The organism is Larkinella rosea (genome assembly GCF_003858635.1).
Classification (GTDB): Bacteria; Bacteroidota; Bacteroidia; order Cytophagales; family Spirosomataceae; genus Larkinella; species Larkinella rosea.
In genome coordinates, this window is sequence record NZ_RQJO01000010.1 from 519499 (window position 1) to 543205 (window position 23707).

General features: G+C 53.6%; 14 protein-coding genes. 2 read left to right on the forward strand and 12 right to left on the reverse strand.

The genetic code is table 11. From position 1 onward, the window contains the following. Nucleotides 1-233: 233 nt before the first annotated feature. From EHT25_RS23020 to EHT25_RS23045, 6 genes are all read right to left on the reverse strand, one after another. Nucleotides 234-1577, reverse strand: a complete 1344-nt coding sequence (locus EHT25_RS23020) for a hypothetical protein (protein WP_124877511.1) — start codon at nucleotides 1575-1577, stop codon at nucleotides 234-236. Nucleotides 1578-1588: 11 nt separating this feature from the next. Beyond that, nucleotides 1589-2905: a hypothetical protein gene (locus EHT25_RS23025; RefSeq protein ID WP_124877512.1), complete on the reverse strand. Its 1317-nt coding sequence runs from the start codon at nucleotides 2903-2905 to the stop codon at nucleotides 1589-1591. Continuing rightward, a complete protein-coding gene (locus EHT25_RS23030; RefSeq protein ID WP_124877513.1) occupies nucleotides 2902-4398 on the reverse strand; it encodes a RagB/SusD family nutrient uptake outer membrane protein in 1497 nt (498 codons plus the stop codon). The genes EHT25_RS23025 and EHT25_RS23030 overlap by 4 nt, the downstream gene beginning before the upstream one ends. A 19-nt stretch (nucleotides 4399-4417) precedes the next feature. Then, nucleotides 4418-7861, reverse strand: coding sequence for a SusC/RagA family TonB-linked outer membrane protein (locus tag EHT25_RS23035; protein WP_229311755.1), 3444 nt, complete (start codon nucleotides 7859-7861; stop codon nucleotides 4418-4420). A 25-nt stretch (nucleotides 7862-7886) separates the two neighbouring features. Beyond that, entirely contained in the window at nucleotides 7887-8882 is a 996-nt protein-coding gene (locus tag EHT25_RS23040) for a FecR family protein (protein WP_124877514.1), read from the reverse strand. Nucleotides 8883-8987: 105 nt separating this feature from the next. Then, a complete protein-coding gene (locus tag EHT25_RS23045; protein WP_124877515.1) occupies nucleotides 8988-9665 on the reverse strand; it encodes an RNA polymerase sigma-70 factor in 678 nt (225 codons plus the stop codon). A gap of 353 nt (nucleotides 9666-10018) precedes the next feature. On the opposite strand from EHT25_RS23045, the gene EHT25_RS23050 reads away from it, so the two are divergent. Beyond that, nucleotides 10019-12691: an ABC transporter permease gene (locus tag EHT25_RS23050; RefSeq protein ID WP_185731460.1), complete on the forward strand. Its 2673-nt coding sequence runs from the start codon at nucleotides 10019-10021 to the stop codon at nucleotides 12689-12691. A gap of 3 nt (nucleotides 12692-12694) precedes the next feature. Here EHT25_RS23050 and EHT25_RS23055 read toward each other — a convergent pair whose 3' ends face one another. The 6 genes from EHT25_RS23055 to EHT25_RS23080 form a co-directional block, all read right to left on the reverse strand. Then, nucleotides 12695-14101 (reverse strand): sialate O-acetylesterase, encoded by a 1407-nt coding sequence (locus EHT25_RS23055; protein WP_148095905.1) that lies wholly within the window; start codon nucleotides 14099-14101, stop codon nucleotides 12695-12697. Beyond that, nucleotides 14101-15567 (reverse strand): FAD-dependent oxidoreductase, encoded by a 1467-nt coding sequence (locus tag EHT25_RS23060; protein ID WP_229311756.1) that lies wholly within the window; start codon nucleotides 15565-15567, stop codon nucleotides 14101-14103. Before EHT25_RS23060 ends, EHT25_RS23055 begins: the two co-directional genes overlap by 1 nt. 28 nt (nucleotides 15568-15595) lie before the next feature. After that, entirely contained in the window at nucleotides 15596-17014 is a 1419-nt protein-coding gene (locus EHT25_RS23065) for a RagB/SusD family nutrient uptake outer membrane protein (protein ID WP_229311757.1), read from the reverse strand. Nucleotides 17015-17141: 127 nt separating this feature from the next. Further along, nucleotides 17142-20492, reverse strand: coding sequence for a TonB-dependent receptor (locus tag EHT25_RS23070; RefSeq protein WP_229311759.1), 3351 nt, complete (start codon nucleotides 20490-20492; stop codon nucleotides 17142-17144). A 135-nt stretch (nucleotides 20493-20627) separates the two neighbouring features. Then, the gene (locus tag EHT25_RS23075; RefSeq protein WP_124877518.1) at nucleotides 20628-21746 is read right to left on the reverse strand and encodes a FecR family protein; all 1119 of its coding nucleotides are present in this window, start codon (nucleotides 21744-21746) and stop codon (nucleotides 20628-20630) included. A 75-nt stretch (nucleotides 21747-21821) separates the two neighbouring features. Beyond that, nucleotides 21822-22448 carry an RNA polymerase sigma factor gene (locus EHT25_RS23080; protein WP_124877519.1) on the reverse strand — a complete coding sequence of 209 codons (627 nt, stop codon included), beginning with the start codon at nucleotides 22446-22448 and terminating at the stop codon, nucleotides 21822-21824. Nucleotides 22449-22848: 400 nt separating this feature from the next. Between EHT25_RS23080 and EHT25_RS23085 the strand changes: the two genes are divergently transcribed. Next, nucleotides 22849-23616, forward strand: a complete 768-nt coding sequence (locus tag EHT25_RS23085) for an SDR family oxidoreductase (protein WP_124877520.1) — start codon at nucleotides 22849-22851, stop codon at nucleotides 23614-23616. Nucleotides 23617-23707 lie beyond the last annotated feature (91 nt).

Genomic DNA, 23707 nt, shown 5'->3' on the forward strand with positions numbered 1-23707 from the left:
GTCAAACGGATCAAAAAACTCCTCATTCAGGCTCGTATTCAGCGCTAATTTCTGTCTATTTACCGGATGTAGTCGCCGATACCGACTCTTTCAGCGATTTTTAGCCGACCCCACTCACGCCGGTATCCTATTCCGGGTGAACGGCCAGAAATCGCGGGGCTCCTACCCGATTTAAAATGAGAAAAGCCGACGCTTTTGCGTCGGCTTTTCAGGACCGATTCGATTGGGGGCGCTCAGAAAAGTCGGTTCAGTTTCGCTTCGTAATAAGCCGGGACAACGACAAAAAAACGGGCCGTATACAGCCGTTTCCAGTCATACTGCATCAGCGCATTTTTCAACGCCGGTTTATACTTCTCAATCAACGCTTTGTTACCAGACAAAAGCACCACCCAAACCGCAAACAGCGGTTCGCGCATGTGTTTGTCTTCGTAGACCCGGGCGGGCGACTGTTTACTCCACTCCCGCCCCTGTTGTAGCGCCACCTCGAGCGTGGTGGCAATGTCGGGTTGCGGTTTCCATCCGGTATTCAGCAGCCGCCAGTTTTCGTTGAACGCCAGGTTGTGGGCGTTGTCGAAGTTTTTATACCGGGATACATGCAAAGCAGCCCGTTCAGCACTCGCATGCAGCCCTTTCCGAAATTTTTCCCGTAAAACCGGGTCCTGTTCCATGTCGGCCAGCGCCTTCAGATTGGCCTGCGAAACACCGGTGATCCAGAACTCGTTTTCCGTTTTATTGCCTTTTTCCGGGTTAGCGGTTTCGTACGGCAAGCCCTGTGCACACAATTCCAGCCGGTTGAGCGAATCGCCTTCGGGGATTTCGTTCAGCCGCTGGTGGTAACCATCCAGCCAGTGTTTGTTTCCGGTCACGTCATAAAGGGCACGGTAAATAAACACCAGCCGGGCCGAAATCCGGCAGCCTTTGTCGGTCAGATTGCCACGAAAACCGTAGTTGTCCCGGTCGCACGGCAATTGCCAGTTGGTTTTTTCCAGGGCATTACCAATCGTTTCCATCAGGCCAATCAACCGTTTTTTTTCGGCCTCATCGGGAATCCCGCTTTTGATATACCGCCAGATGCCGTAAAACCACGGCCCGGTCTGGTCGTCGGAACCGGCGACGTGGTGACTCCTTCCGTCGGTCGAAATGCCCCGGGCAATAAAACCGGGTACGGTTCCGACCGTTGCCAGCAAAACCAGTCCATTGGCAATTTTCCGGGCCTCCTCCGCGTCGGCTTTCTTTTTTGTCAGTTTCCAGCGATTGCACAGGCCGTCCAGGTAAATCCCATTGAAAAATGCCCCGTTTTCGATCGGCGACCACCACGACAGTCCGTTCGGTTTATCCGATTGACATTCCTCCGGCGTTGGAATCAACGTATTTCCGTCCCGACCGGCGTAATCGTACAAAATTCCGGTTTGCGGACTCAAAAACCGCCTGTTGATTTCCTGTTGAGCCAATTCAATCTGCCGTTGCAGCGAATCGCCGGAAGGCAAAACCGGACGGTTTTGTGCTTTTACCAAACTACCCGACAAGCCGATGACCACTAGAAAACCGGTGCCCAAAAACCGCAAGTGTTGTTTCATAAAAAAACTGGTTACTTGTTCTGAAGACGAAACCAGACCGCTTCGGCAGGAAAGAATTGCGAATAATACAGTTTGTCAGCCCGGAAATGGGTCAACGCACCCCGGATTTCGGAACGGTGTTGCTCCACCAGCTTCCGGTCGGGGGCCATCGTGACAATCCACGCCATCCAGAGCGGTTCACGGACAAACCCCAGCTCCTGATTCCGGCGCGGAGACAACTTCACAAGTTCGTTCAACTCCGTTTGCGAAACATCGAGCGCGTCCTGTTCGCTGTGCTGCGGTTTCCACCACTGGTTCAGCGTCCGCCAGTCGTGCAGGAACGTCTTCTGATCGTTGCGATCGAATTGATGCCACAAACTGATTCCACTGGCGGCACTGCGCGCACTGGCATTCAGCCCCTCTTCGTAGGCCTTTCGCATTTCCGGGTCTTTTTCCATTTCCCACAGCGCCCGCACGTCCACCGTACTCGACACGCCCGTCCATCGAAATTGCTTCGGAATGTCGAATTTCATGCCTTCCGCGCAAATCTGGAGTCGGCTGCGCCGGGGTTCCCCGCCCATTTCCCGGGCCGCATCCTGATACAATTGGTTCCATTTGGCGTCGCCGGTCAACTGGTGCAGGGCTTTCAGGATGAACAGCAAACGGGGCGCGCCTTCCCAGTTGAAAGTAGCAAATGAATTGCGGTATTTCGATGGCGAATACGACATGGTCGGCAACCGCCAGTTGTTGGCCAGCAACGCGTTGGCAACTTCCGTCATTTTGGCAATGATCTGCCGCCGTTCGGGCGGGTCGGGCATACCGGTATCAAGGTAACGCCAGAGTCCGTAAAACCAGGGCGAGGTCTGGTCGTTGGAGCCCATCGCCGGGGGTGTTTTGCCGTCCGTCGCCACACCACGTCCGATAAAACCGGGGGTGTCGCCAATCGAAGCCAGAAACAGCAATCCCTGCGCCAGCCGCTTCGCCTTTTGCCGGTCGGCTTCGTTGCGTCGGTGCATCCAGCGCTGGCAAATGCCGTCCAGGTACAAGCCGTTGAACATCGAGCCGTTTTCGGTGGGTGTCCACCAGCCGAGCGCGTTGGGTTTATTCTCCCGAAACTCAGCTGCCGTCGGACGGTCAAACCGCCCGTCGAAATCCGCAAAATCGATCAGGATGGCATGCTCGTCGATAAACCGTCGCCAGATTTCCTGATGCGCTTTTTCCACGTTCAGGCTGTCTTCCGAGCTTGATTTCTGTCCCAAAACCGCAGCGGTTTTTAGCTGAAACGAACTGAACAATAGCAGGATCAAGCCAAAAAAACTCAAAGCCGTTTTTTGCCGGAGTTGCCTCATTTCCAGTCCGGGTTTTGTTCCAGTTTGGGATTTGCCCGGATTTCGTCCAGCGGAATCGGGTAATAGCGGTGTTTGGGCAAGGGCGTCCGGGTCGGATACACCTCGTTGACTGCTTTCGGAATCACCGTCAGAAACGTGTTGGTGCGGGTCAGGTCGTACCAGCGGTCGCCTTCGGCAAAAAACTCCCAGCTTCGTTCCTGCAAAACCGCCTTGATAAAATCGTCCTTGCTCAACCCCGTCTGGAGATTGGCCAGCCCCGCCCGGGTTCGAATCGCGTTGAGGTATTGGTAGGCCGTCGCCGTCGGGCCGTTCAGCCGGGCTTCCGCTTCCGACGCAATCAGGTACACATCCGCCAGCCGCAGCATCGGGACGTTGTTCCGGCCTTTGGCCCCAACGGAGTTTTTATCCATGTATTTTTTGATCAGAACGCCCTTCACGGTATAGGGCGTAATTTCCTTCTGCGGAACCACTTTCCCCGCGACGCTGACGAAGCTCGTGTCCAGCAATTGCCGCCGTTTGTCGGTGGGACTAAACGAATCAAAAAACGCCTGGAAGGCAAAAATGGAGCCGAAGGTCGTGTTTCCGTAATCCCGGCTGGCGCTGTTGGCGGGGCCGCAGAATCCCATCAAGGTCGTGCCGCGCGCCCGGGTGGCGTTGTCGCCTTCGAAGGCAAACATATTTTCCTGCCGGGCCGCATCCTCTTTTTCGACGTCGAATACGTCGAGCACATTCGGCATCAGCGTGTATTTCCCGGAATTGATGACCTCCAGGGCTTTTGTTTTGGCGGTTGCCCAATCTTCCGCGTACAAAGCCGCTTTGGCATACAAACCGATGGCGACTTCTCTGGAGGCCCGGCCTTTAATCGTGGATGCGGAATACGAAGGCAGTTTGGCAATGGCCTCGTCCAGATCCTTGAAAATTTGTTTGTAAACGTCAGCTTTCGGGCTTTTGGCCACCAGCGCGTCCGATTCACTCTGGCTGGGCGCGGTTCGGATGACTACGTCTCCGAAGTTTTTGGTTAGCGTAAAATGGTAGAACGCACGCAGGAACAGGGCTTCCCCCACAATGGCGTTCCGGCGGTTGGTTTCCATCGCAATCGACGGTACCCGGTCGATCACCCAGTTGGCATTTTCGATGCCTTTGTAACAAAACTGCCACAACCCATAGGGGCTTTCGGCGGTCCGGCCAAAGCTTTTCGGCCCCGAATAATCGGTGTCGTAGCTGTAAACCGCAAAGACGTTGCGACCCACGACCGGTTTTACCCAAAGCTGATCCCCGGCAAAATCACCGGCAAAAACAATAGGGGCCTGGTCGAAGAGATCGTTGATCGAGCCATAAGCCGCCGTTAAAGCCGCTTCGGCGTCCTGCGCACTTTTGTAAAAATTGGTCGTGATGACCGACGAATACACGGTTTCGTCTAGCTCCCGGCAGGCGCTGAAGCAGAAAACCGCCAAAACCGCCACCAGAATGGATGTTGAAAAAGATCGTTTCATGAAAGTCAGGGGTTACGAATCAGAATGTACACTGAAGACCTACTACGTACGATTTGGCGGCCGGGTACGTACCGTTGTCGTAGAACAGCGCGTTGGCACTGCCGTAATTATTGGATTCGGGGTCCCAGCCCTGGTATTTGGTTAACGTAAAAAGGTTATTACCAGCCACATACGCCCGAATGCCCTTCGTAAATTTGACGCGGGGCAGGTTGTAGGCCAGCGTCAGGTTCTTGACCCGGATGTAGGAATTATCCTCCACCCAGCGATCGCCCACCGGCAGGTTCGTGCCCTGCGCCGGTTTGACATATTCGTTGTTGGGATTGGTCGCCGACCAGCGGTTGGCCGTTCCTTCGAGCAGGTTGACCTGGCCGGATGGCGTTTCGAACGTAAACCGGAACCCGTTGAACAACCGACTGCCCTGTACGCCCTGCACAAAACCGCTCAGCTCGAAATTCTTGTACTTCACCAGCGTCGAAAAACCGAAAAAGTATTTGGGCTGCGCATTGCCGACGATCACCTGATCGTCCGTGCTGATTTTACCATCGCCGTTGACATCCTTGATTTTGAAGCCACCCGTCCGGGCGTCATAACCGGGCAGAAAGGTTTCGCCGGTCTGGTTGATGCCGTCCAGAATGTACGTCCGGTAAATGCCCAGCGGATACCCAACTTTCAGAATGGAGTAGCTCGACAGGGCAATTTCGTTCTGAATACCGTCCAGCGCCAAGACCTTGTTCTTGTTGAAGGTGATGTTCCCCGACGCTTCCCATTTAACCGCTCCGGTCAGAATCTTGCCGTTCAGACCCAACTCCAGCCCCTTGTTCTGGATCGAACCGTAATTTCCGGTGATCGTGGTGTAGCCCGACGACATCGGTAAGGCTTTGGTGAAGAGCAGGTTATCGGTGCGTTTGTGGTAATAATCTGCAACGACATTCAGGCGGTTATTCAGAAAGGACACATCCAGACCGATATCGAGTTGTGTCGCCTGTTCCCACTTCAAATCCGGGTTGGCAATGCCGCTCGGATTGATGCCGGTTTGGGTTACATTGTTGAAATTGTAGTTGTAGCCCTGCCCGCTCACGGTTGCCAGCGACTGGTACGGCCCGATCGCCCCCGCATTTCCGGTTACTCCGTAGCTGGCCCTGAGTTTCAGATCACTGATGAACTTGACCGGTTTCATAAACTCCTCTTCAATCACCCGCCAGGCCGCCGACACCGCCGGAAAAAAACCGTATTTGTTGTTCGCGCCAAATTTGCTGGAACCGTCGATCCGGCCGGTCAAATCCAGAAAGTAGCGGTCTTTAAAACCGTAGGCTACCCGGCCCAGCCACGAACTCAAACTGCTTTTATTCCGGAAGCTCGACAGCGCATACACCGTGGCATTGGCCGTCGACCAGTTTTCGGTGAAGTCGTTGCCAAAACCGGAAGCGGTCTGGTTATTTTGTTGCAACACATCCGACTGGGTGGCGTACACCACCGTGGCGTTGAGGGTGTGAAATTGACCAAACTGGGTTTTATACGTCAGAATACTTTCGTGCAGCAAAGTCCGCGCGTAGCTGCTGTTGTTGCTGGCCGACCCATTCACGGCGTTGGGGTTATTCAGCGAAATCGAATCGACGATGGAGCGGGGCGAATACTGTTCCTGCAAACTGGACGACAGGTCGGCGTTGAAGCTGGCCCGGTATGTCAAGCCTTTGAGAATCATGACTTCCAGGTAGAGATTCCCCAGAAAGCGGTTTCCGTTGGTGTAGTTTTTCTTCGCCAGTTCGCCCATTGGATTGACGGTTTCGCGGTATCGTCCGTTGAACTGATCGGCAAAGGAATACACGCTGCCATCGGCCCTGTACGGCAGCAAGGTGGGTGGAGCCGCCACCGCCCGGCCCAGAATTCCCTCACGGGCACTCGTGACGTTCACGCCCGTTCCGCCCGCATTCACCCGGTTTTCGCCCGTCAGGGTGTAATACAAACTGGTGCCCACTTTGAATCGGTCACTGATTCGGTGATCGATGTTGGCCCGGAGTGCATACCGCTCATAATCCGTCTTTTTGATGACACCCTGCTGACTAAAATAATTTGCTCCGAGCGCAATCTGGGTTTTGTTCGTGCCGGTATTCACCGAAAGCTGGTGGTTCTGAATCATCGCTTTGCGAAAAATCAAATCCAGGTAATTGGTTCCGGCACCCACCGCGGTTGGATTGGGATACACCACGGTGGGGCTGTACGTCGCGTTTTCCAACTGCGCAAACTGCGTCGCGTTCAGAATGCCCAGCTTCCGCGTGGTTTCCTGCTGACCGACGTAGCCGTCGTAGGAAACGTTCGTTACGCCGTCTTTGCCGCGTTTGGTTGTGATCAAAACGACGCCGTTGGCCGCTCTAGCTCCATAAATGGCGGTGGCAGCCGCATCCTTCAGCACCTCGACGGATTCGATATCGGAGGGGTTGATCTGCGAAAGCGGATTGGCGGCATTGACGCCCGACGAAGCCGAAATCTGGATGCCGTCGATCACATACAGCGGTTCCGATGTTCCGTTGATGGAGTTCGTCCCCCGGATGCGCACGCTGATATTCCCGCCGGGCGTTCCCGAATTTTGCCGCATGTCGAGCCCACTCACGCGCCCCTGAAGGCCCTGCGCCAGATTGGCCACCGGTGTGGCTTTCAACTCTTCGGCTTTGACGGAGGCAATGGCGCCGGTTAGGGAGCTTTTGGTTCGGGTACCGTAGCCCACCACCACGACTTCACCCAGGGCTTTGGTATCGGGCGCCAGTTGAACGTCGAAAGTCGTGCGGTTTCCGACCTCCATTTCCTGATTCAGGTAGCCAACAAAGGAAAAAATCAGGGTCACTTGACCGGTTGGAATGCTGAGCCTGAATTTTCCGTCGCCATCGGTGGTTGTTCCCCGCGTGGTGTTTTTAATGACGATACTGACGCCGGGTAATCCCGAACCGGTTTCGCTTTTAACGGTTCCGGTAATGACCTGATCGTCAACTTGTTTTATTTCTTTTCCCGAAACCGGTTCCGGTTCAGGAAGAATCTGGGCCGTTAGTGGCGTGGTCGAGCCGGGGGTTATTTCGGTTGCTTTTTGCAGCACTTCCGGGCTATCGGCATTCCGGCGATCCTGCTTTTTATCCAGAATCAGGTACGCGCCATTCTGCGTTTTTTTGTAATATAAACCAGTCGAGTTCAGCAGCTTGCCCAGATTGAACTCCAGCTTTCGGTTCAGATTCAGCAATCCCGACGGTACCGTAACGCCCTCCAGCAAACCGCCTTCGAACAGAATATCGACTCCGTAATGGTTTTTCAAATCCTTCAGCACATCGCGCAGTTTGCGGACTTCCGGATTGTTTTCCTGCCGGGATGCGGGTTGCTGCACACGGGCAAACGTCTGGGCGCAGATCGGGAAACTCGGGAGGGAAAGTAAGGCAACTAGAATTCCTCCCCAGAGCGTTTTTCGTAAGGGTCTTTTCATTGACGTAAAAAGGGTTTAGGAATGGTTACTGGTCTTCGACGAACCGGACGGTATTTTTATCCCGGATCACCCGAATGCCAAAAAGTTCAGAAATGGTGTTGAGCAGATCGTCCGCATTGTCGGCCCGGAACGATCCCACAATGGTTCGGCGGGCCAGTGAATCGGTGCTGATTTCGACCTGCAAGCCGTAGTTTTCCGTGAGCATTTCGCCAAACTCACGCAACGGCATGTCTTCAAAAACGAAGCGACGTTCCGTAAAAGCGGAATACTTTTCGGGTTCGACGTGGCTCCGCAATTGCAACCGGTTCTGGTTGCCAAACGTCGCCAGATCACCCGGTTTCAGCATCACCTCTTTTTGGTGCCGGTTTTCGGTATAACTCAGCTGCACTTTCCCCCGGCGGAGCATCACCTTGCCGCCCCGCGTCCGGGTGTAGACGGTGAACTCGGTTCCGAGCACGGTTACGTTGAAATTCTCGCGGGTTTTCACCAGAAACTTCTGATTACCAACCTGGTGCGTTACTGAAAAGAAAGCCTCTCCGAACAGGATAACCTCCCGCGTCTGATCGCCGAATCCGAAACGCGGCACCTGCAATTCGGAGTTGGCATTCAGCGTCACCTTACTCCCATCCGGCAAGCTGATCGACCGGGTTTCGCCAAAAGCGGTTTGGTAAGTCTGGTACCAGATCCGCTCCCGACCGAGCCAGCCCGCGAGAATTACGCCAATAAAAACCGCAGCGGCAGCCAGCCAGCGTCTGGAAAAACCGCCCCGTCGAATGGGTTCGGTTCCGGTTCCGACATGGATGGCAGCAACCGGCGCAGTTGCTTCCATGTGCCGTACGTACCGATCCAGCGCCGAATCCAGTTCGGGCGCATACGAGGGCGACAGGTGTTCCCACTCCACCAGCCACCGGTAAAACGATTCCTGGTTGGCTTCATCCTGCAACCATTGTTCGATCAGCCGCTTCTGCAAGGGGGTGATTTGACCGGCAAAATGGGCGAACACCAGTTCTTTGTTGATCATCGGATTCAAGCGTTGGTTCGTCGGAAGCGGTTGCGGTTCTGACGCCGTTTCTAGATAGACAAAAATGGGCGGCAACACACGTAGTCGGGAAGGAAGAAAGTTGGCTCAGCCCGGTAAATTGCCGATTCCCGCCAGCAGGATTGCCCAGATCCAGACATGTTTCAGGCCGTTTCGCAAGGTCGCCAGCGCTTTTCCAATGTGGGTTTCAACCGTGCGGATCGACAGGTGCAGTTCGTCGGCAATCTCCCGGTTTTTCTTGCCTTCGAACCGGTTCATGATAAATACTTTCTGACACTGGGGCGGAAGCGTCGCCACCAGTTCATCGACTTTCCGGTACAATTCTTCGAACTGCATCATCCGTTCCGGCGCATCGGACGAAGCCGATTCCAGTTGCAAAACCGTATCCAGCGAATCGTTTTTCTTCAATTCGTTCATCAGGTAGTTGTAAGCCCGGTTTCGAACCGACCGGAACAAATACGCCCGGTAGGAATGCTGCACCTGACTGAATGCCTGCGTGTTCCAGAAATTATAAAAAATATCGGCGACCAGATCCTCCGCAATTTCGCGGGAGTACACAAACCGGACGGCGTGGGTACACAGCGGTTTGTAGTACAGGCGGAACAGCAACTCACACCCCTTTTTCGGATCGGTTTCGAAGGTTTTCCGAATGAAAAGTTCGGAATCCAGGGTTTGCACCGGTTCCCATTCATTCAGCCCAACGGGTCGGCTGGTATTTGTTGGATCGGTGTTTTCCGAAGGTTCTGGCGTAAAAGCGGCCCGCATACACGACGATTTAAACGGCTGTTTTCCGGTTTTTTAGTCCCGTTGGAATTAAAGACAAATTCAAAGCCGAATATACGTAGTGGCAGTTGGGATTTTTTTAGAAAAAGTTTGGCGGAAAAAAGAAGGACGGTTGACCATTGACGATTGACCATCGACGATTGACAATTGACGGTGGACAATGGTCATTAGTCAATGGTCAATCGTCGATCAATACTGTCCACGATTGGACAACAATACGTCCGTTTTTGGACAGCGTTTCCTTCATTATCGGGCATTACACTGCCTGAGAGCATTTTTTTTCATCTGGCATCAGATTTGATTTAACTTATTGTATCTAATAGATTTTTCCACTGATGAAAAAACTGCCAAACCCGACTGGACCGCCCAAGCCCGCTGAGCCACCTCGCTGGGCCGACCGTCTGCTGGCGTGGTTTGTGGCCCCGCACCTGTTGGAATACATCCAGGGCGACTTGCATGAAATGTTCTACAAGCGCATCCGGGAGGTGAGCCCGGCGCAGGCTCGCTGGGAATATTGCCGGGCCGTTTTACAATGCTTGACACCTTTTTTTTATAAACCGCTCCGGCCCGGACCGCCGTACGCTGCCAGCCTTCGCGATGAATACCCAAATCCTGCCCGAACCGCTATGTTACGCAACTACTTCAAAATCGCTTTCAGAAACCTTGTCAAGCACAAGGGGTATTCATTTATCAACATTGGCGGACTGGCTACGGGTATGGCAGTGGCCCTGTTGATCGGTCTTTGGATGTATGATGAGTTGTCCTTCGACAAGTATCACCAGAATTATGACCGTATTGCAAAGGTTCTGCAAAGCGCAACTGTTAATGGCGATTATGGCGTGGGCGAGTCCATGCCTATCCCACTGGGAACCGAACTTCGAACGGCTTACGCGGACAATTTTAGCCATGTCGTCATGTCATCCCGGACCCGCGAGCACATTTTGGCGTATGGCGAGCGGAAATTTATCAAAACCGGTACGTTCCTGAGTCCGGAAGCGCCCGACATGTTCACTTTAAAGATGCTCAGTGGCACACGGGCAGGCTTGAAAGAACCGGCTTCCATTTTAGTGTCTGAATCCGTTGCACAGGCTCTTTTTGGAAACACGGATGATCCAATGGGCAAAATCATAAGGATCGACAACAAGCTGAACGTCAAGGTAACCGGTGTCTATAAAGATCTTCCTTACAACACCGAATTCAGGGACATGACCTTTATCGCGCCCTGGGATTTGTACGTATCATCGGAACCCTGGATAAAAAATAATGCCGGATGGGAAAATAATTCGTTCCAGATTCTGGTCCAGATTGCTCCCAAAGCTGATTTTGATGCGATTTCGGCAAAAATCAGCGACCTCCGGCTGAAGCATGTCCCGGAAGTGGCTTTTGCGAAACCGGAAGTGTTTTTGCATCCCATGAGTCGCTGGCATTTGTATTCGGGTTGGGACAAATCAGGTAACGTGGAAGGTCGGATTCAGTACGTCTGGCTATTTGGCATTATCGGTGTTTTTGTGCTGGTGCTGGCCTGCATTAACTTTATGAATCTCGCAACGGCTCGTTCCGAAAAGCGAGCAAAAGAAGTGGGCATCCGCAAAGCCGTTGGCTCGGTTCGTTCCCAACTCATCAGTCAGTTTTTCAGTGAATCGCTGCTGGTGGTTGCGGTGGCATTTGTGCTGTCCTTTCTGCTGGTGTTGCTGCTGCTACCTCTCTTTAATGAAGTGGCCGACAAAAAACTGACGATTCTGTGGAATGAGCCGCTTTTCTGGCTATCCGGTCTGGGATTTAGTTTGTTAACGGGCCTGTTGGCGGGCAGTTATCCCGCCCTTTATTTATCCTCTTTTCAGCCGGTAAATGTGTTGAAGGGTACCTTCCGGATTGGCCGGTTTGCTTCCATTCCCCGGAAGGTGCTGGTCATCGTTCAGTTTACGGTTTCGGTGACGCTGATCATCGGCACGATCATCGTTTTCCGTCAAATCCAATACGCCAAAAACCGGCCGATTGGCTACGACCGAAATGGGCTGATCACGGTTGCCATGAATACGCCGGAGTTGTCTGGCCGTTACAATGCGCTGCGGAATGAGCTGATCGAAACGGGTGCCGTGGTGGAAATGTCCACTTCCTCGACGCCAGTAACGAAGTTGAGTTCCCAGAATGTCGGTTTCGACTGGGAGGGCAAAGATCCGAATTTCAAAGAGCAGTTTGGGACGGTTGCTGTTACCCATGATTTTGGTAAAACGGTGGGGTGGCAATTCGTGGCCGGGCGGGACTTTTCCCGGAGCTTTTCGACCGATTCGTCGGGCATGGTTCTGAATGAAACGGCAGCCCGCTATATGGGTTTGAAAAACCCGGTGGGAAAAATTGTCAAGTGGAATGGAAAGCCCTTCCGGGTTGTGGGCATTGTCAAAGACATGGTGATGGGTTCTCCTTTCGAACCCGTTTACCAAACCGTTTTTGTGTTAAATTATGACTGGGCGGGTGTCATCAATATCAAATTGAATCCGCAACGCAGCACCAGTGAGTCATTGGCAAAAATCGAAGCGGTTTTCCGTCAGTTCAGCCCCGGCAGTCCGTTCGACTATAAGTTCTCGGATCAGCAATTCGCCTTAAAATTTGCGGCCGAAGAACGGATCGGCAAACTGGCATCGGTCTTCGCCATACTCGCCATTTTCATCAGTTGTCTGGGCCTGTTCGGGTTGGCATCTTACGTGGCTGAACAGCGTACTAAAGAGATTGGCGTTCGGAAAGTATTGGGCGCTTCGGTGCTGAATCTATGGGGATTACTTTCCAGAGACTTCGTTTTTCTGGTCGTAATTTCGCTGGCGATTGCGACCCCAGTGGCGTATTATTTTCTGCATAACTGGCTCCAGGCTTATGAATACCGTACGGAGATTTCCTGGTGGATTTTTGCCGCATCCGGCCTGGGGGCCCTATTCGTCACATTACTAACGGTCAGTTTTCAGAGTATCAAAGCAGCGTTGATGAATCCGGTGAAAAGTTTGCGAAGCGAATGATTCTCAATCATTTCCCTGTCGATCCAATCCCAACGCCCAATTATCCGTCCGAAACGGAATGACCGGCAGTCCTTCCTGACTAAATAAATTAGGTTCGGGGGCGTCGCGGAAAGCAAACCGGACGGCGAGCGGTTTTTCAACGCCATCGGCCCACACTTCGACGGTATGTTGATCAATCCGGGCCTGCGCTTTTCTGAAAACCCGATCGGCTCCGGCGATTTCAAACTCGGTAATTGGCTCGGTTTTCGCCATCAGGCCGTTGGGAGCATGATCAAACATAAGCCGAATCCGGTTTCCCGCGATCAGCATGGAGCGATATTGCGGACTTTTGTAAGGGTCGATTCTTTGCTGATACGTCTCGGCTAAAGCCCAGTTGGCCAATCGATTGCCGACTTCTTTTTTATAGACCGGATGAATGTCATCCAGATTATCGACCAGGTCCGTCGTTACGATCATCCCGGTTTTGGGAATAGCCATCGCCTTCGCCTGGTTTTCGCGGATCAAAGCGGTTTCAAACGTGCCACCGTACCGGTAGGGCGCCAGTTGGACGGAATAAAACGGAAAATCGTTTTGCCAGACGCTCCGCCAGCTTTCCACCAGCAAACGCGTCAACTGGGCATACGCCGGGGCATAGTGCCGGTTCGATTCACCCTGGTACCAGATCACCCCGGCAATGGCGAAGGACGTAATCGGTGCGACCATTCCGTTATACAACACGCCCGGAATATTCGGTGCCCAGGGCGTTTTGACCATCGTTCGGCCCGAATGCCGGGTTTCGGGATACAGGTTGACGAGCGATTCGGGCAGCCACGTATCCATCTTGGAACCACCCCAGGACATATCGATCAGGCCAATCGGAACGCCGAGTGTGGTTTGCAGTTTTTTCCCGAAAAAGTAACCGACGGCGCTGAACCGCTTCAAACTAACGGAATCACAAACCGCCCAGTTTCCGCCCACGTTGTCCTGCGGAGTGGCGGCCGCCCGGCGACCCATCCTGAACAACCGGATGTTGGGGTTGTAGGCCGTCGGCAATTCGGCGCGGGCATCCTTTACACCACCTGCCGCAGTAAGCGCCATGTTCGACTGACCCGAACAAACCCAGACTTCGCCAATCAGAATGTTGGTCAGCAAAACCGTATTGTTCCCTTTGATTGCAATCGAATACGGTCCACCGCTTTTCGGGGTTCGCAGCCGGATTTTCCAGGTCGCGTCCGCAGCGCCGGTTACGCTCACGACCCGGTTTTCCCAACTCGCCGTAACGGTTATTTTTTCGGTCGGATCGGCCCACCCCCAAATCGCGACCTCGGTTTGCTGCTGCAAAACCATGTCCGAAGCCAGAATCGGCGGCAAAACGACCTTGGCTTTCGCAGCAGCAATTAACCCAATCCACAGCAAAAGAGCGGTTTTCATCAACCCCGCATCCCGAGTTTGGTCAAAACCGCCACGGCTTCGCTCCACTCGACTTCGTGGGGCAATCGTTTGCTTTTAGCCGCCAGCGCAGCTACCACCCCGGCGGCTTCGCCCATCGCCACGGCATTGCCGGTGACGCGGTAGCTGGCGTGGGCCGTAAAATCGCCACTGATGCAGCGCCCGGCCATCATCAATCCATCGACATCTTTGGCGATCAGCGCCCGCAACGGAATGTCGTACGGTTTCATCTTGATACCGCCCCGCGAGATCGTTTCGGTCTCGTTCGTTTTCCGATCCGATGCGTGAATATCGACACCAAACGTGGGCCGGACAACCGCATCTTCGTGTCGGGCACCCATCGCCAAATCGTCTTTGGTGACGGTATACCGACCGTGAATCCGACGGCCGTCCCGAATCCCGATCTGTTCGGGTGTTGCCACGATCTGGATGCCTTCCCAGGGTCCGCCGAGCTTGTTCAGTCCACGAACGATGTTGTAAACTTCCGCCCGGGCGCGAACGGTAGCTTCCGTAATTTCATCGGCATCGAAGGCTTTGATGTTGTATTCGTGGTTGACCATCACCATCACCAGATTGTCCCGAATCAGAAAGAGCGTCGGCATGCCGTACGAGGGCGTAATGCCAGCCCGGTTGATCTCGCTCATGAACGCTTTGGTCGCTTTCACGTGCCAGTCCATGTTCGCTTTGCCGTTGTCGTCCTGATAAAACGAAATGTACGGTTTGAGCGCGGCAGCCTCTTTCACGACGGCCAACGTGTTGAGAGTCAGCGGCTGACAGGGACAGGTATCGCCCCCCCGCCCGATTTCCCAGCTGTTCCCGGCCTGCGCACCCAGATCGCCGTCGCCGGTGGCATCGATAAACACCTTCGCCTTCCAGGCCTGGCGCCCCGATTTCGATTCGGTAATGACGGTCGTCACCTGATTTTTATCCTTGTAAGCAGCCGCCACGCGGGTATGCAGCAAAAATTTCACCCCGGCATCGGTACACATTTCTTCGAGCAACACCTTCATTTCGTCCGGCGCGTAGACAAACTGATCAGGGACTTTATTGCGCCGGGCGTCGCGTTCGTCGAGCTTTTTGATGATCTCTTTCGTCAGACCCGGTTTATTGAAATCGAAAATATAGGTCAGCAAACCGGCCGTCCAGACCCCGCCCAGACAGCCGTGGATTTCCAGCAACTGCGTCCGGGCACCGGCGCGGGCGGCCGTGATGGCGGCAGCGATGCCAGCCGGGCCACCTCCGCAGACCAGTACATCAACCTCGCCCTTGATGGGCAGATTTTGGGCTGGTTCCGGGAAAGTGGTGGTTTTTTGGGTTTGCGAAAAACCGCTTTCCGACAAACCAAGACCGGAAAGGGAAGTTGCCCCTACGACCGTTGATTGCAGAAATTTCCGGCGGTTCAGGTTAAACATTCCGGTGATCTCCGGTTTATTTTCAATGGATTCCATGATGAGTTCGCTGGTAAGTTGGTAGAAATCAATACCCCGGATTCTGGTCTTTCACCGGATCGATGGCCTTGTTGTAATTCAGTTCGGAAACCGGAATCGGCCACAGAAAATGTTTGTCAGCAATGGTTTTCCCTTTAGCTGCCTGAATAATTTCCTGCGCTTTTCCCGTCCGCTTCAACTCCAGCCACCGTTTGCCTTCGTACTGAAATTCATAGCCGCGCTCTTTGACCACGAGATTCAGAAACGAAGCCGTCGTTGGGTAATCCGCCAGTTTGAAATCGACCGTTGAGGCCGTCAGAGCGGTTTTTCCGTACGCCCGGCGATGCACCTGATTGAGCGCTTCCATCGCGGCCGCCGTGGGCGCGCTACCCGCCCGACCCGCTGCTTCGGCGTAAATCAGCAACACATCGGCGTAGCGATACCACGGCACGTCGTTACCGGCCCCGGCAAATTCGAGCGAATTGGGATCGATGAATTTCTTGCTCAACAAGGTCGTTGCGCCGATGCCGATATTCCAGGAATACCAGATTCCTTTCCGAAGATCGGCGTTATCCCAGCTCTGGTAAACCGGATTCGTGCTGTCGCTGTGGAGGCCGAAAACGCCCCCGCCCCCGCCGAGGAATTTGGTGCCGGGATGGTTGATGAGCGTCGGAAAAAGATTGCCCTGACTGGGTTGACGGGAGAATTTGAGGTAAAAAATCTCTTCGGGCGTCGAGATCAAATCCGGGCCGAACACTTTCTGAAAATCGTCGGACGACGCGACCGGAACCAGGGAAAATTTAGCAGATTTGATGATTTCATCGGCTTTGTCGCGCGCATCGGCAAATTTTCCCTGCTCCAGATAAACATCCGCCAGCATGGTTTTGGCCGCCCATTTGGTGGGCCGCCCCGGCTGCGTGACCTGATCGGGCAGGTTCGTTTCGGCTTCCTTCAAATCGGCCAGAATCAAGGCATACACTTCGTCGACGGTGTTTCGTTTGGCGTCGATTTCGGTCATGTTGGCCTCCGTCCGAAGCGGCACTCCGGCCCAGTTCCGCACGAGGTGGAAGTAGCTGAAGGCCCGCAGAAATTTCGCTTCGGCCACATAACCGGTGATATCGGTTTTGCTGATCGCTTTTCCATTCGGTGCGTTTTTGATCACCAGATTGGCATTCCGAATGCTGAGGTAATAGGCTTCCCAGGCCCCGGAAACGCGGCTGATGTTGACGTTATCCAGCCCCTGAAAATTATTTAAAACCGCATAACTTCCCCGGCCATAGGCGTAATCGATATGCGCTTCCAAAACCGCCATATAAACGCCCATGCCGTTGGTCGAACTGCTCCGCAAGGGCACATAAATGGCGTTGACAGCCGATTCTACTTCGGCTTTTGTATTGTAATACGTTTCAACCGCCAGGGTCTTCGGTTCTTCTTTTAAAATATCCTCGCAGGATAGGAGAAGAAGCATTGGGAGAAGGAATAGTAGTAGCTTTTTCATGGATCAATGAGTGATTGATGGATGAGCGATTGAGTGAAGAAAGAGCGAAGCTGCCAAATGATTTTTACATCACTCAACCCTCATTTACTCAATGCATTTAAAATCCCGCCCGGAGGCCAAAGGTGACGGATTTGGAAGTGGGATAGCTAAAGTGATCAAACCCCTGCGCCGTTGAATTGGCACCGCCGTTGGAATTCACTTCCGGATCCCACCACGAATACTTCGTTAACGTCAGTAAGTTCTGACCGCTGGCATACAGTTGAACGTTTCGAATCCATTTGACACCCCATTTCTGAACGGGCAAATTGTAGGCTAACTGAATGTTTTTCAACCGCATGTACGAACCGTCTTCCACAAACCGGTCGGATACGTTCGTACGGGTGGTGCTGCTGATCACCGGGTATTTCGCGTTCGGATTCGTTGGTGTCCAATGATCCAGAAAAACCTCGCGGGGCATGTTCAGGCCGTAGCCGTAATCGACGGTATTATTGATGGAACTGGTGTTAAATATATCGTTCCCCTGCGTACCCTGAATGAAGACGGTTAAATCGAAATTCCGGTACGACATACTGGAGTTAAACCCGTAAATAAAGTTCGGGTTTGGATCACCAATAAACGTTTTATCCCGAACGGTTATCGCCTTATCACCGTCCAGATCTTTGTATTTTATCTTTCCTTTTTCGTCAAAACCGTCTTCCAGATATCCCCAGAAACGGCCCATTGGCTGGCCTTCCCGCAGGATATTCCGCGTGTCGGTAATGGCCGAAATGTCGACAAAACCGCCCAGAATATCCTGCCCGCCGTAGAGTTTGATGACCTTGTTGCGGTTAAAGGCAATGTTGGCGTTGATATCCCATTTAAATACGCCCGAAAACAGGTTTGCATTCAGTCCCAGTTCAACGCCTTTATTCTGAACTTCGCCGACATTTTTAAGCGTGGTTATAAAGCCCAGCGAAGACGGTAACTGCACGGTATTCAGCAGATCCCGGGTATTTTTGACGTAATAGTCGGCCGTCAGCACAACCCGGTTGCCCAAAATCCCGAAGTCTACCCCGATGTCTTTCTGTTCAGTGGTTTCCCATTTCAGATTTCCGGGCAGGTTCGTGCCGGGCGCGTAAGCCGTATACAGCGCGTCGCCGAAGATGGTTTTGGCCGACACCAACTGGTTGAGTGTCGCATAAGCTCCAATAGCCTGGCTACCGGTCAACCCCCAGCTGGCCCGGAGTTTCAGATCGGTAATGAAGGCATTGTTTTTCAGGAAATCCTCGTTGGAAACCCGCCAGGCCACGGCCGCCGACGGAAAATGGCCCCATTTATTGCCCGCACTGTATTTGGACGAACCGTCCATCCGAAAACTGACCGTTGCCAGGTATTTGCTGTCGAAGGCGTAATTGACGCGCCCCAGAAAAGACGCAAGCGTCGACTTGGAATAGCTGGACGTCGGAATCCCCGGCGTTCCGGCAGCTGCCAGATCGTAGGTTTGGCTGGCATTGCTGATGTAGCCTAACCCGCTGCCATACAGCGAGGTACTGACAAAATCCTGGTAGGTAAAACCGGCGACTGCCGAAATGCTGTGTTTTTGCCGAATGGTTTTGTTGTAACTAATTGTGTTCTCGTTCAGGAGACTGGTAAACTGGCTGGTGCTGACGCCCGCGCTGCCCTGCGATCCGACGTAGTTGTTGGTCGTGTACGAATCCGTGCGGTCGTCGGCGTTTTCGATACCGCCCGAAATTTTGAGCGTCAGTTCCGGAATCGGATTGTACACAAAGGCGGCATTGGTCAGCACCCGGTTTCCTTTGGTCAGGTTGGTTTGCTCGTTGAGCGAGTTGATCGGGTTGACCAGGGCCGCATTGATGAACGCGTACGTGGTGCCGAACACCCGATAGGTGCCGTCGTCATTGTAAGGCGTCAGAACCGGCGGGGCCGAAATCGCCCCCGCGATCAGCGACGCGCCCCGGTTACCGCCCTGGCTGTTGCGGGCGTTGGTGGTGATTTTGGTTAAGGTCGAGGACAGATTAAACGATAGTTTTTTACTGATGGCGTGATTGAGGTTGGTGCGGAGCGAATACCGGTTGTAATCACTACCGCGAATAATGCCGTCCTGCCCGAACAGACTGCCGGAAATGGAAAATTGAGTCTTTTCACTGCCACCGCTGATGGTCAGCGCGGCTGTTTTCATGGGTGCCCGCTGAAAGACGAAGTCCTGCCAGTCGAAACCCTGCCCAAAACCGTCGATCTGGGCTTGCGTGAAATACGGTTTCAGGTTGTCGTTGGCGGCCTGTTCGTTGTAAAAGGTCGCAAACTCCTTCGCATTCATCAAATCCAGTTTTTTCCGCAAGGTCTGCGTACTGTAACTGGTCTCGAAATCCACGGTTGTTTTGCCGGATTTCCCTCGTTTGGTGGTGATCAACACCACGCCGTTCGCGCCCCGCGACCCGTAAATGGCCGTTGCCGACGCATCTTTCAGAATCTCGATGTTTTCAATATCCGCGTTGTTCAACACCGTCGGATTGCTGCCAGACAGCGGAAAACCGTCGACCACGTACAACGGCTCATTGCCACCCTGAATGGAATTAGTGCCCCGAATCCGGACGCTGACGCTGGCGCCGGGCGCACCGGTATTCTGCAACACCTGCACGCCAGCCGCCCGACCCGACAGCGCCTGCAACACGTTGGCATTCGGAAACGAATTGAGTTCTTTAGCCTTTACCTGCGACAGCGAACCGGTCAAATCACTCTTCTTAACGGTTCCGTAGCCTACCACAACCACTTCTTCCAGGCTTTTGGTATCGATTTTCAGATGAATATCCAATGTCGACCGGTTGCCAACCGGCACCTCCTGATTCAAATAACCGACAAACGAAAAAACCAGAATGGTGGCCCCGGCGTCGTTCCGTTCGTCAGGAATGCTCAGTTTGAATTTCCCATCGGCATCGGTGGTGGTGCCCCGGGTCGTATTTCGGACCACGACGCTGACCCCCGGCATGCCCTCCCCTTTTTCGTCCGTCACGTTCCCGCTCACCACCCGGTCTACCGGTTTTTCGGATTCGGGCGTGATCGTTGCGGATTGGTCGTCGTTCGGGCTTTCCGAAACCGGGCCGGGAATAATCGCAATCTGGCTCCCCGTCACCACGTACCGGAGTTGCAGCGGTTTCAGCAGCCGGTCGAGCACATCGACCAGGCGCTCGTCACTGGCCGCCAGCGTGATTTTCCGGTCGACCTGAACAATCTGACGACTGTACACGAACTTGACATGGGCGGTTTTTTCCAGCGTCGTCAGCGCCTGCCGGATGGTGTGGTTATCCAGCCGAACACTCACCCGCTGATCGAGCAGTTCCTGCGCCCGGGCCGCCAGCACACTGTTCATCAGCAAGGCCGTCAGCAACACCTGAAGGAACGAAATTCGCATAAGCATCCGAATCGTTTCGTGATTTGTAAACTTGTACATAACTTGGAGGTGGTTTAGTTATTCCGGGCAAAGGAGTAGCTACACCGGTCCGCGGTGGCCCGAAAAGTGCCGCCGGATCGGTCAATTCCACCCGCTATGTTCGCACCATAGCGGGCTTTTCTTTTTTGGTATGGTTTACTGACAGCCTTTGCTGGTGACAATAATCCGGGCGTCGACCACTTCGTAGGAGGCCCCGATGGACGCACACAGCAGCCGGAGTTGGTCGTGCAGCGGCACGCCCGCCATCGACGCCGTCAGGGTGCAGTTTCGCAGAACCGTCGGATCATAGATGATTTCGACACCATAGGCTTTTTTCAGCCGTTCAAAAACGCCCGACGCCGGCGTATCCTCGAAATTGAAAGACTCCCGGTTTTCGGGCTGGGCCAGCACGGCAGGCTGCGTTACGAGTTCTTTCTGATAGCGGCTCTGGCTGGCATCATACGTAACCTGCTGATTGGCAGTCAGTACCACTCCCGGCACTTCCTTCGAATCCGGACGTTGGGCGGTTTTCCAGTCGCGCCGGTCCATCACCGACACCTTGCCCGAAATCACCGAGACTTTCATTCGGCTTTCTCCGGCGCGGGCCTGCACCCGAAATCGGGTGCCCAAAACGCGCGTCACCAGCGGGCCGCTGTACACCAGAAAAGGGCGCTTCCCTTCATGAACAACGGAAAAGGTAGCTTCGCCTTTCAACTGAATTTCGCGTTGATCCAGGTTAAATGTGCGGGGATACCGCGCTTCGCTGTTCGGCATCAACCGCATCCGGCTCCCATCGGGCAACGTCAAATCGACCGGTTGCGAGGTCCCGTTTACCTGACTGACCCACTGATCGTTAGGCGGTTTTTCATTTTCGCTAAACGCAACGGTTTCCGGCAGCGAACCCGGTTTTTCGCGCAATAGAAACCAGCCTAAACCGATGCCCGATATCAACAGGATGGTGGCCGCAACCTGCCAGTAGCGATGGCTGAACGATTGCTGAACCCGCTGCCAGCGCGACGGTTCCTGGGCATAGCTGGCCAGTTTGACGATCCGTTCCACCTCCAGTATTTCCTGCTCTACGGATAGATTGTGCGGGCGGTTTTTCAGTGCTTCCGCCATGTCTTTCGCCAGCAATAACGTGGCCCGTTGCTGTGGATTTTCCCGCTGCCATTGCTCCCAGAATTGCCGGGCCTCGGGCTGGCCGTGTTTAACCCACGCCAGAAACCGGGCATCCATCAGGAAATCTTCGACGGTAAACTGTTGATACGCTTTCATAGAGGTGCTGTGGAAGGGCTTCGGTCGTTAATAGGCGTCCTTGCCGGTGCCATACTCAGGGTGCGGTTATTTTTATCAGTGTCCCAGAAACCAGTAACCGATCATCGACAACAACGAAGGCCAGCTTTCCCGCAGCCGACGCAGTCCGCGATACAGTAAATTGGCCACCGATTGCCGGTTAACGGCCAGAATGTCGGCGATTTCATCATTCGATAATTCTCCGTAAAACTTAAGGTGAATCGCTTCCCGCTGGCGGTCCGACAATTGCGCCAGCAAGTCATTTAGCCGAGCGGTTTGGTAATCCGACAATTCGGTCCGAATCAGGGCCTGTTCTGCCGTAATTTCTTCCGAACTCACATCGTCGAATGCAAAGCCGTCTTCGTTGACAACCGACGAATGGCGCTGCACCTCCCGGTGAATTTTCCGCCGGAGCGATTTGTAGAGATACGGCCGGATGTACTGCGTTTGCACGATTTTGGCGCGGTAGGTCCACAAGTCCAGGAACAAATCCTGAAGACAGTCTTTCAGCAAATCCGAATCGCGGGTAAACCGGCCGCCGTAAAAATGGAGTTCGCGGTAAAAATGCTGCACCAATTCCTGAAAAGCCAGCGGTGACCCTTCCCGAAATTGCTGCCACAGCAACGTTTCATCGGTTTTCTCCCAGGCGTTTTGGTATTTTTGACTTAGATCGGGTTTCAACATGATCCCTGCGATTTACCGGATTCAGAATGAGTAGTCAGAAAATGACGAGGTCGAACGGCGCGACTGGTGGTTAATAGGTGCGATAATTCAAATAATACTCAGGATTGTACAAAATATTTTTATTCTTTTTTTAAAAATACAAGCCCATGGTTTTAACCGTGGGCTGAGCGAAAATCTGACCTATATAAAAACCGTTTTAACGGTTTAAAACCCGGATCGAAAAACGTTGAAACGGTTAATGGTGGTTCAATTTTTCTCACATAACCCACCGTTAAAACGGTGGGCTGGGATTTTTGACCTGCTAAATTCATCGTTACGGTAATTTATCAACCAATCAAATGGTTTTCTGTCGCTGACTTCGTTTCTTGCGGTTTTTGAAAACCGTGTAATCCCTAACATTATGAATGCGTTCTGGCAACTGACCGGCTACCGTGCGCTGGTCACCGGCGGCACCAAAGGCATTGGCGAGGCCATCGTAAAACAACTGCTGGAATTTGGCGCAGATGTGTTTATCGTCGCCCGCGACAACAACCTGCTTCAACAAAAACTGAGTGATTACCGGCAGAGCGGTTTTTCGGTAGACGGACTGGCGGTCGATATGAGTCAAACCGGCGCGGCAACGCAACTGATCGAAACGGTGAAGGAACGCTGGGGAAGTCTGGATATTCTGATCAACAATGCGGGAACGAACATCCGAAAACCGACCGTCGACTACACCACCGACGAGTTCGATTTCCTGCTGAACACCAACCTGCGGTCGGGCTATGAATTGAGCAAGGCGGCTTATCCGCTGTTGAAAAAGTCGGGGAAGGGAAGTATAGTTTTTGTATCGTCGGTGTCCGGCCTGACGCACACGAGCAGCGGTTCCATTTACGGCATGACCAAAGCCGCTCTCCACCAACTGACACGCAACCTTGCCGTCGAGTGGGCGACAGATAACATTCGGGTCAACACGATTGCGCCCTGGTACGTCCTGACGCCACTGGCCGAACCGGTGCTGACCAATCCGGAGAAACTGGAAGGAATTTTGAAACGAACGCCGATGAACCGCACCGGGAAACCGGAAGAAATTGCGGCTTCCGTCTCGTTTCTCTGCCTGCCCGCAGCGGGCTACATCACCGGCCAAACGATTGCCGTCGATGGGGGAATGACGGCCTGGGGAATGTGAATGAGCGGTTTACGGTTTTCAGTATTCGGTTTACGCCGGGCCGACGTTTCGGTGGCTGACGCATGCTAGCTTGCGCTCTTGACTTGGAACG

Bases quoted from the DNA above. Each gene is read 5' to 3' on its own strand.
- EHT25_RS23080 (WP_124877519.1), bottom strand. From the start codon at position 22,448: ATGTTGAAACCCGATCTAAGTCAAAAATACCAAAACGCCTGGGAGAAA.
- EHT25_RS23025 (WP_124877512.1), bottom strand. From the start codon at position 2,905: ATGAGGCAACTCCGGCAAAAAACGGCTTTGAGTTTTTTTGGCTTGATC.
- EHT25_RS23070 (WP_229311759.1), bottom strand. From the start codon at position 20,492: ATGTACAAGTTTACAAATCACGAAACGATTCGGATGCTTATGCGAATT.
- EHT25_RS23045 (WP_124877515.1), bottom strand. From the start codon at position 9,665: ATGCGGGCCGCTTTTACGCCAGAACCTTCGGAAAACACCGATCCAACA.
- EHT25_RS23055 (WP_148095905.1), bottom strand. From the start codon at position 14,101: ATGAAAACCGCTCTTTTGCTGTGGATTGGGTTAATTGCTGCTGCGAAA.
- EHT25_RS23065 (WP_229311757.1), bottom strand. From the start codon at position 17,014: ATGCTTCTTCTCCTATCCTGCGAGGATATTTTAAAAGAAGAACCGAAG.
- EHT25_RS23020 (WP_124877511.1), bottom strand. From the start codon at position 1,577: ATGAAACAACACTTGCGGTTTTTGGGCACCGGTTTTCTAGTGGTCATC.
- EHT25_RS23085 (WP_124877520.1), top strand. From the start codon at position 22,849: ATGAATGCGTTCTGGCAACTGACCGGCTACCGTGCGCTGGTCACCGGC.
- EHT25_RS23060 (WP_229311756.1), bottom strand. From the start codon at position 15,567: ATGGAATCCATTGAAAATAAACCGGAGATCACCGGAATGTTTAACCTG.
- EHT25_RS23050 (WP_185731460.1), top strand. From the start codon at position 10,019: ATGAAAAAACTGCCAAACCCGACTGGACCGCCCAAGCCCGCTGAGCCA.
- EHT25_RS23075 (WP_124877518.1), bottom strand. From the start codon at position 21,746: ATGAAAGCGTATCAACAGTTTACCGTCGAAGATTTCCTGATGGATGCC.
- EHT25_RS23040 (WP_124877514.1), bottom strand. From the start codon at position 8,882: ATGATCAACAAAGAACTGGTGTTCGCCCATTTTGCCGGTCAAATCACC.
- EHT25_RS23030 (WP_124877513.1), bottom strand. From the start codon at position 4,398: ATGAAACGATCTTTTTCAACATCCATTCTGGTGGCGGTTTTGGCGGTT.
- EHT25_RS23035 (WP_229311755.1), bottom strand. From the start codon at position 7,861: ATGAAAAGACCCTTACGAAAAACGCTCTGGGGAGGAATTCTAGTTGCC.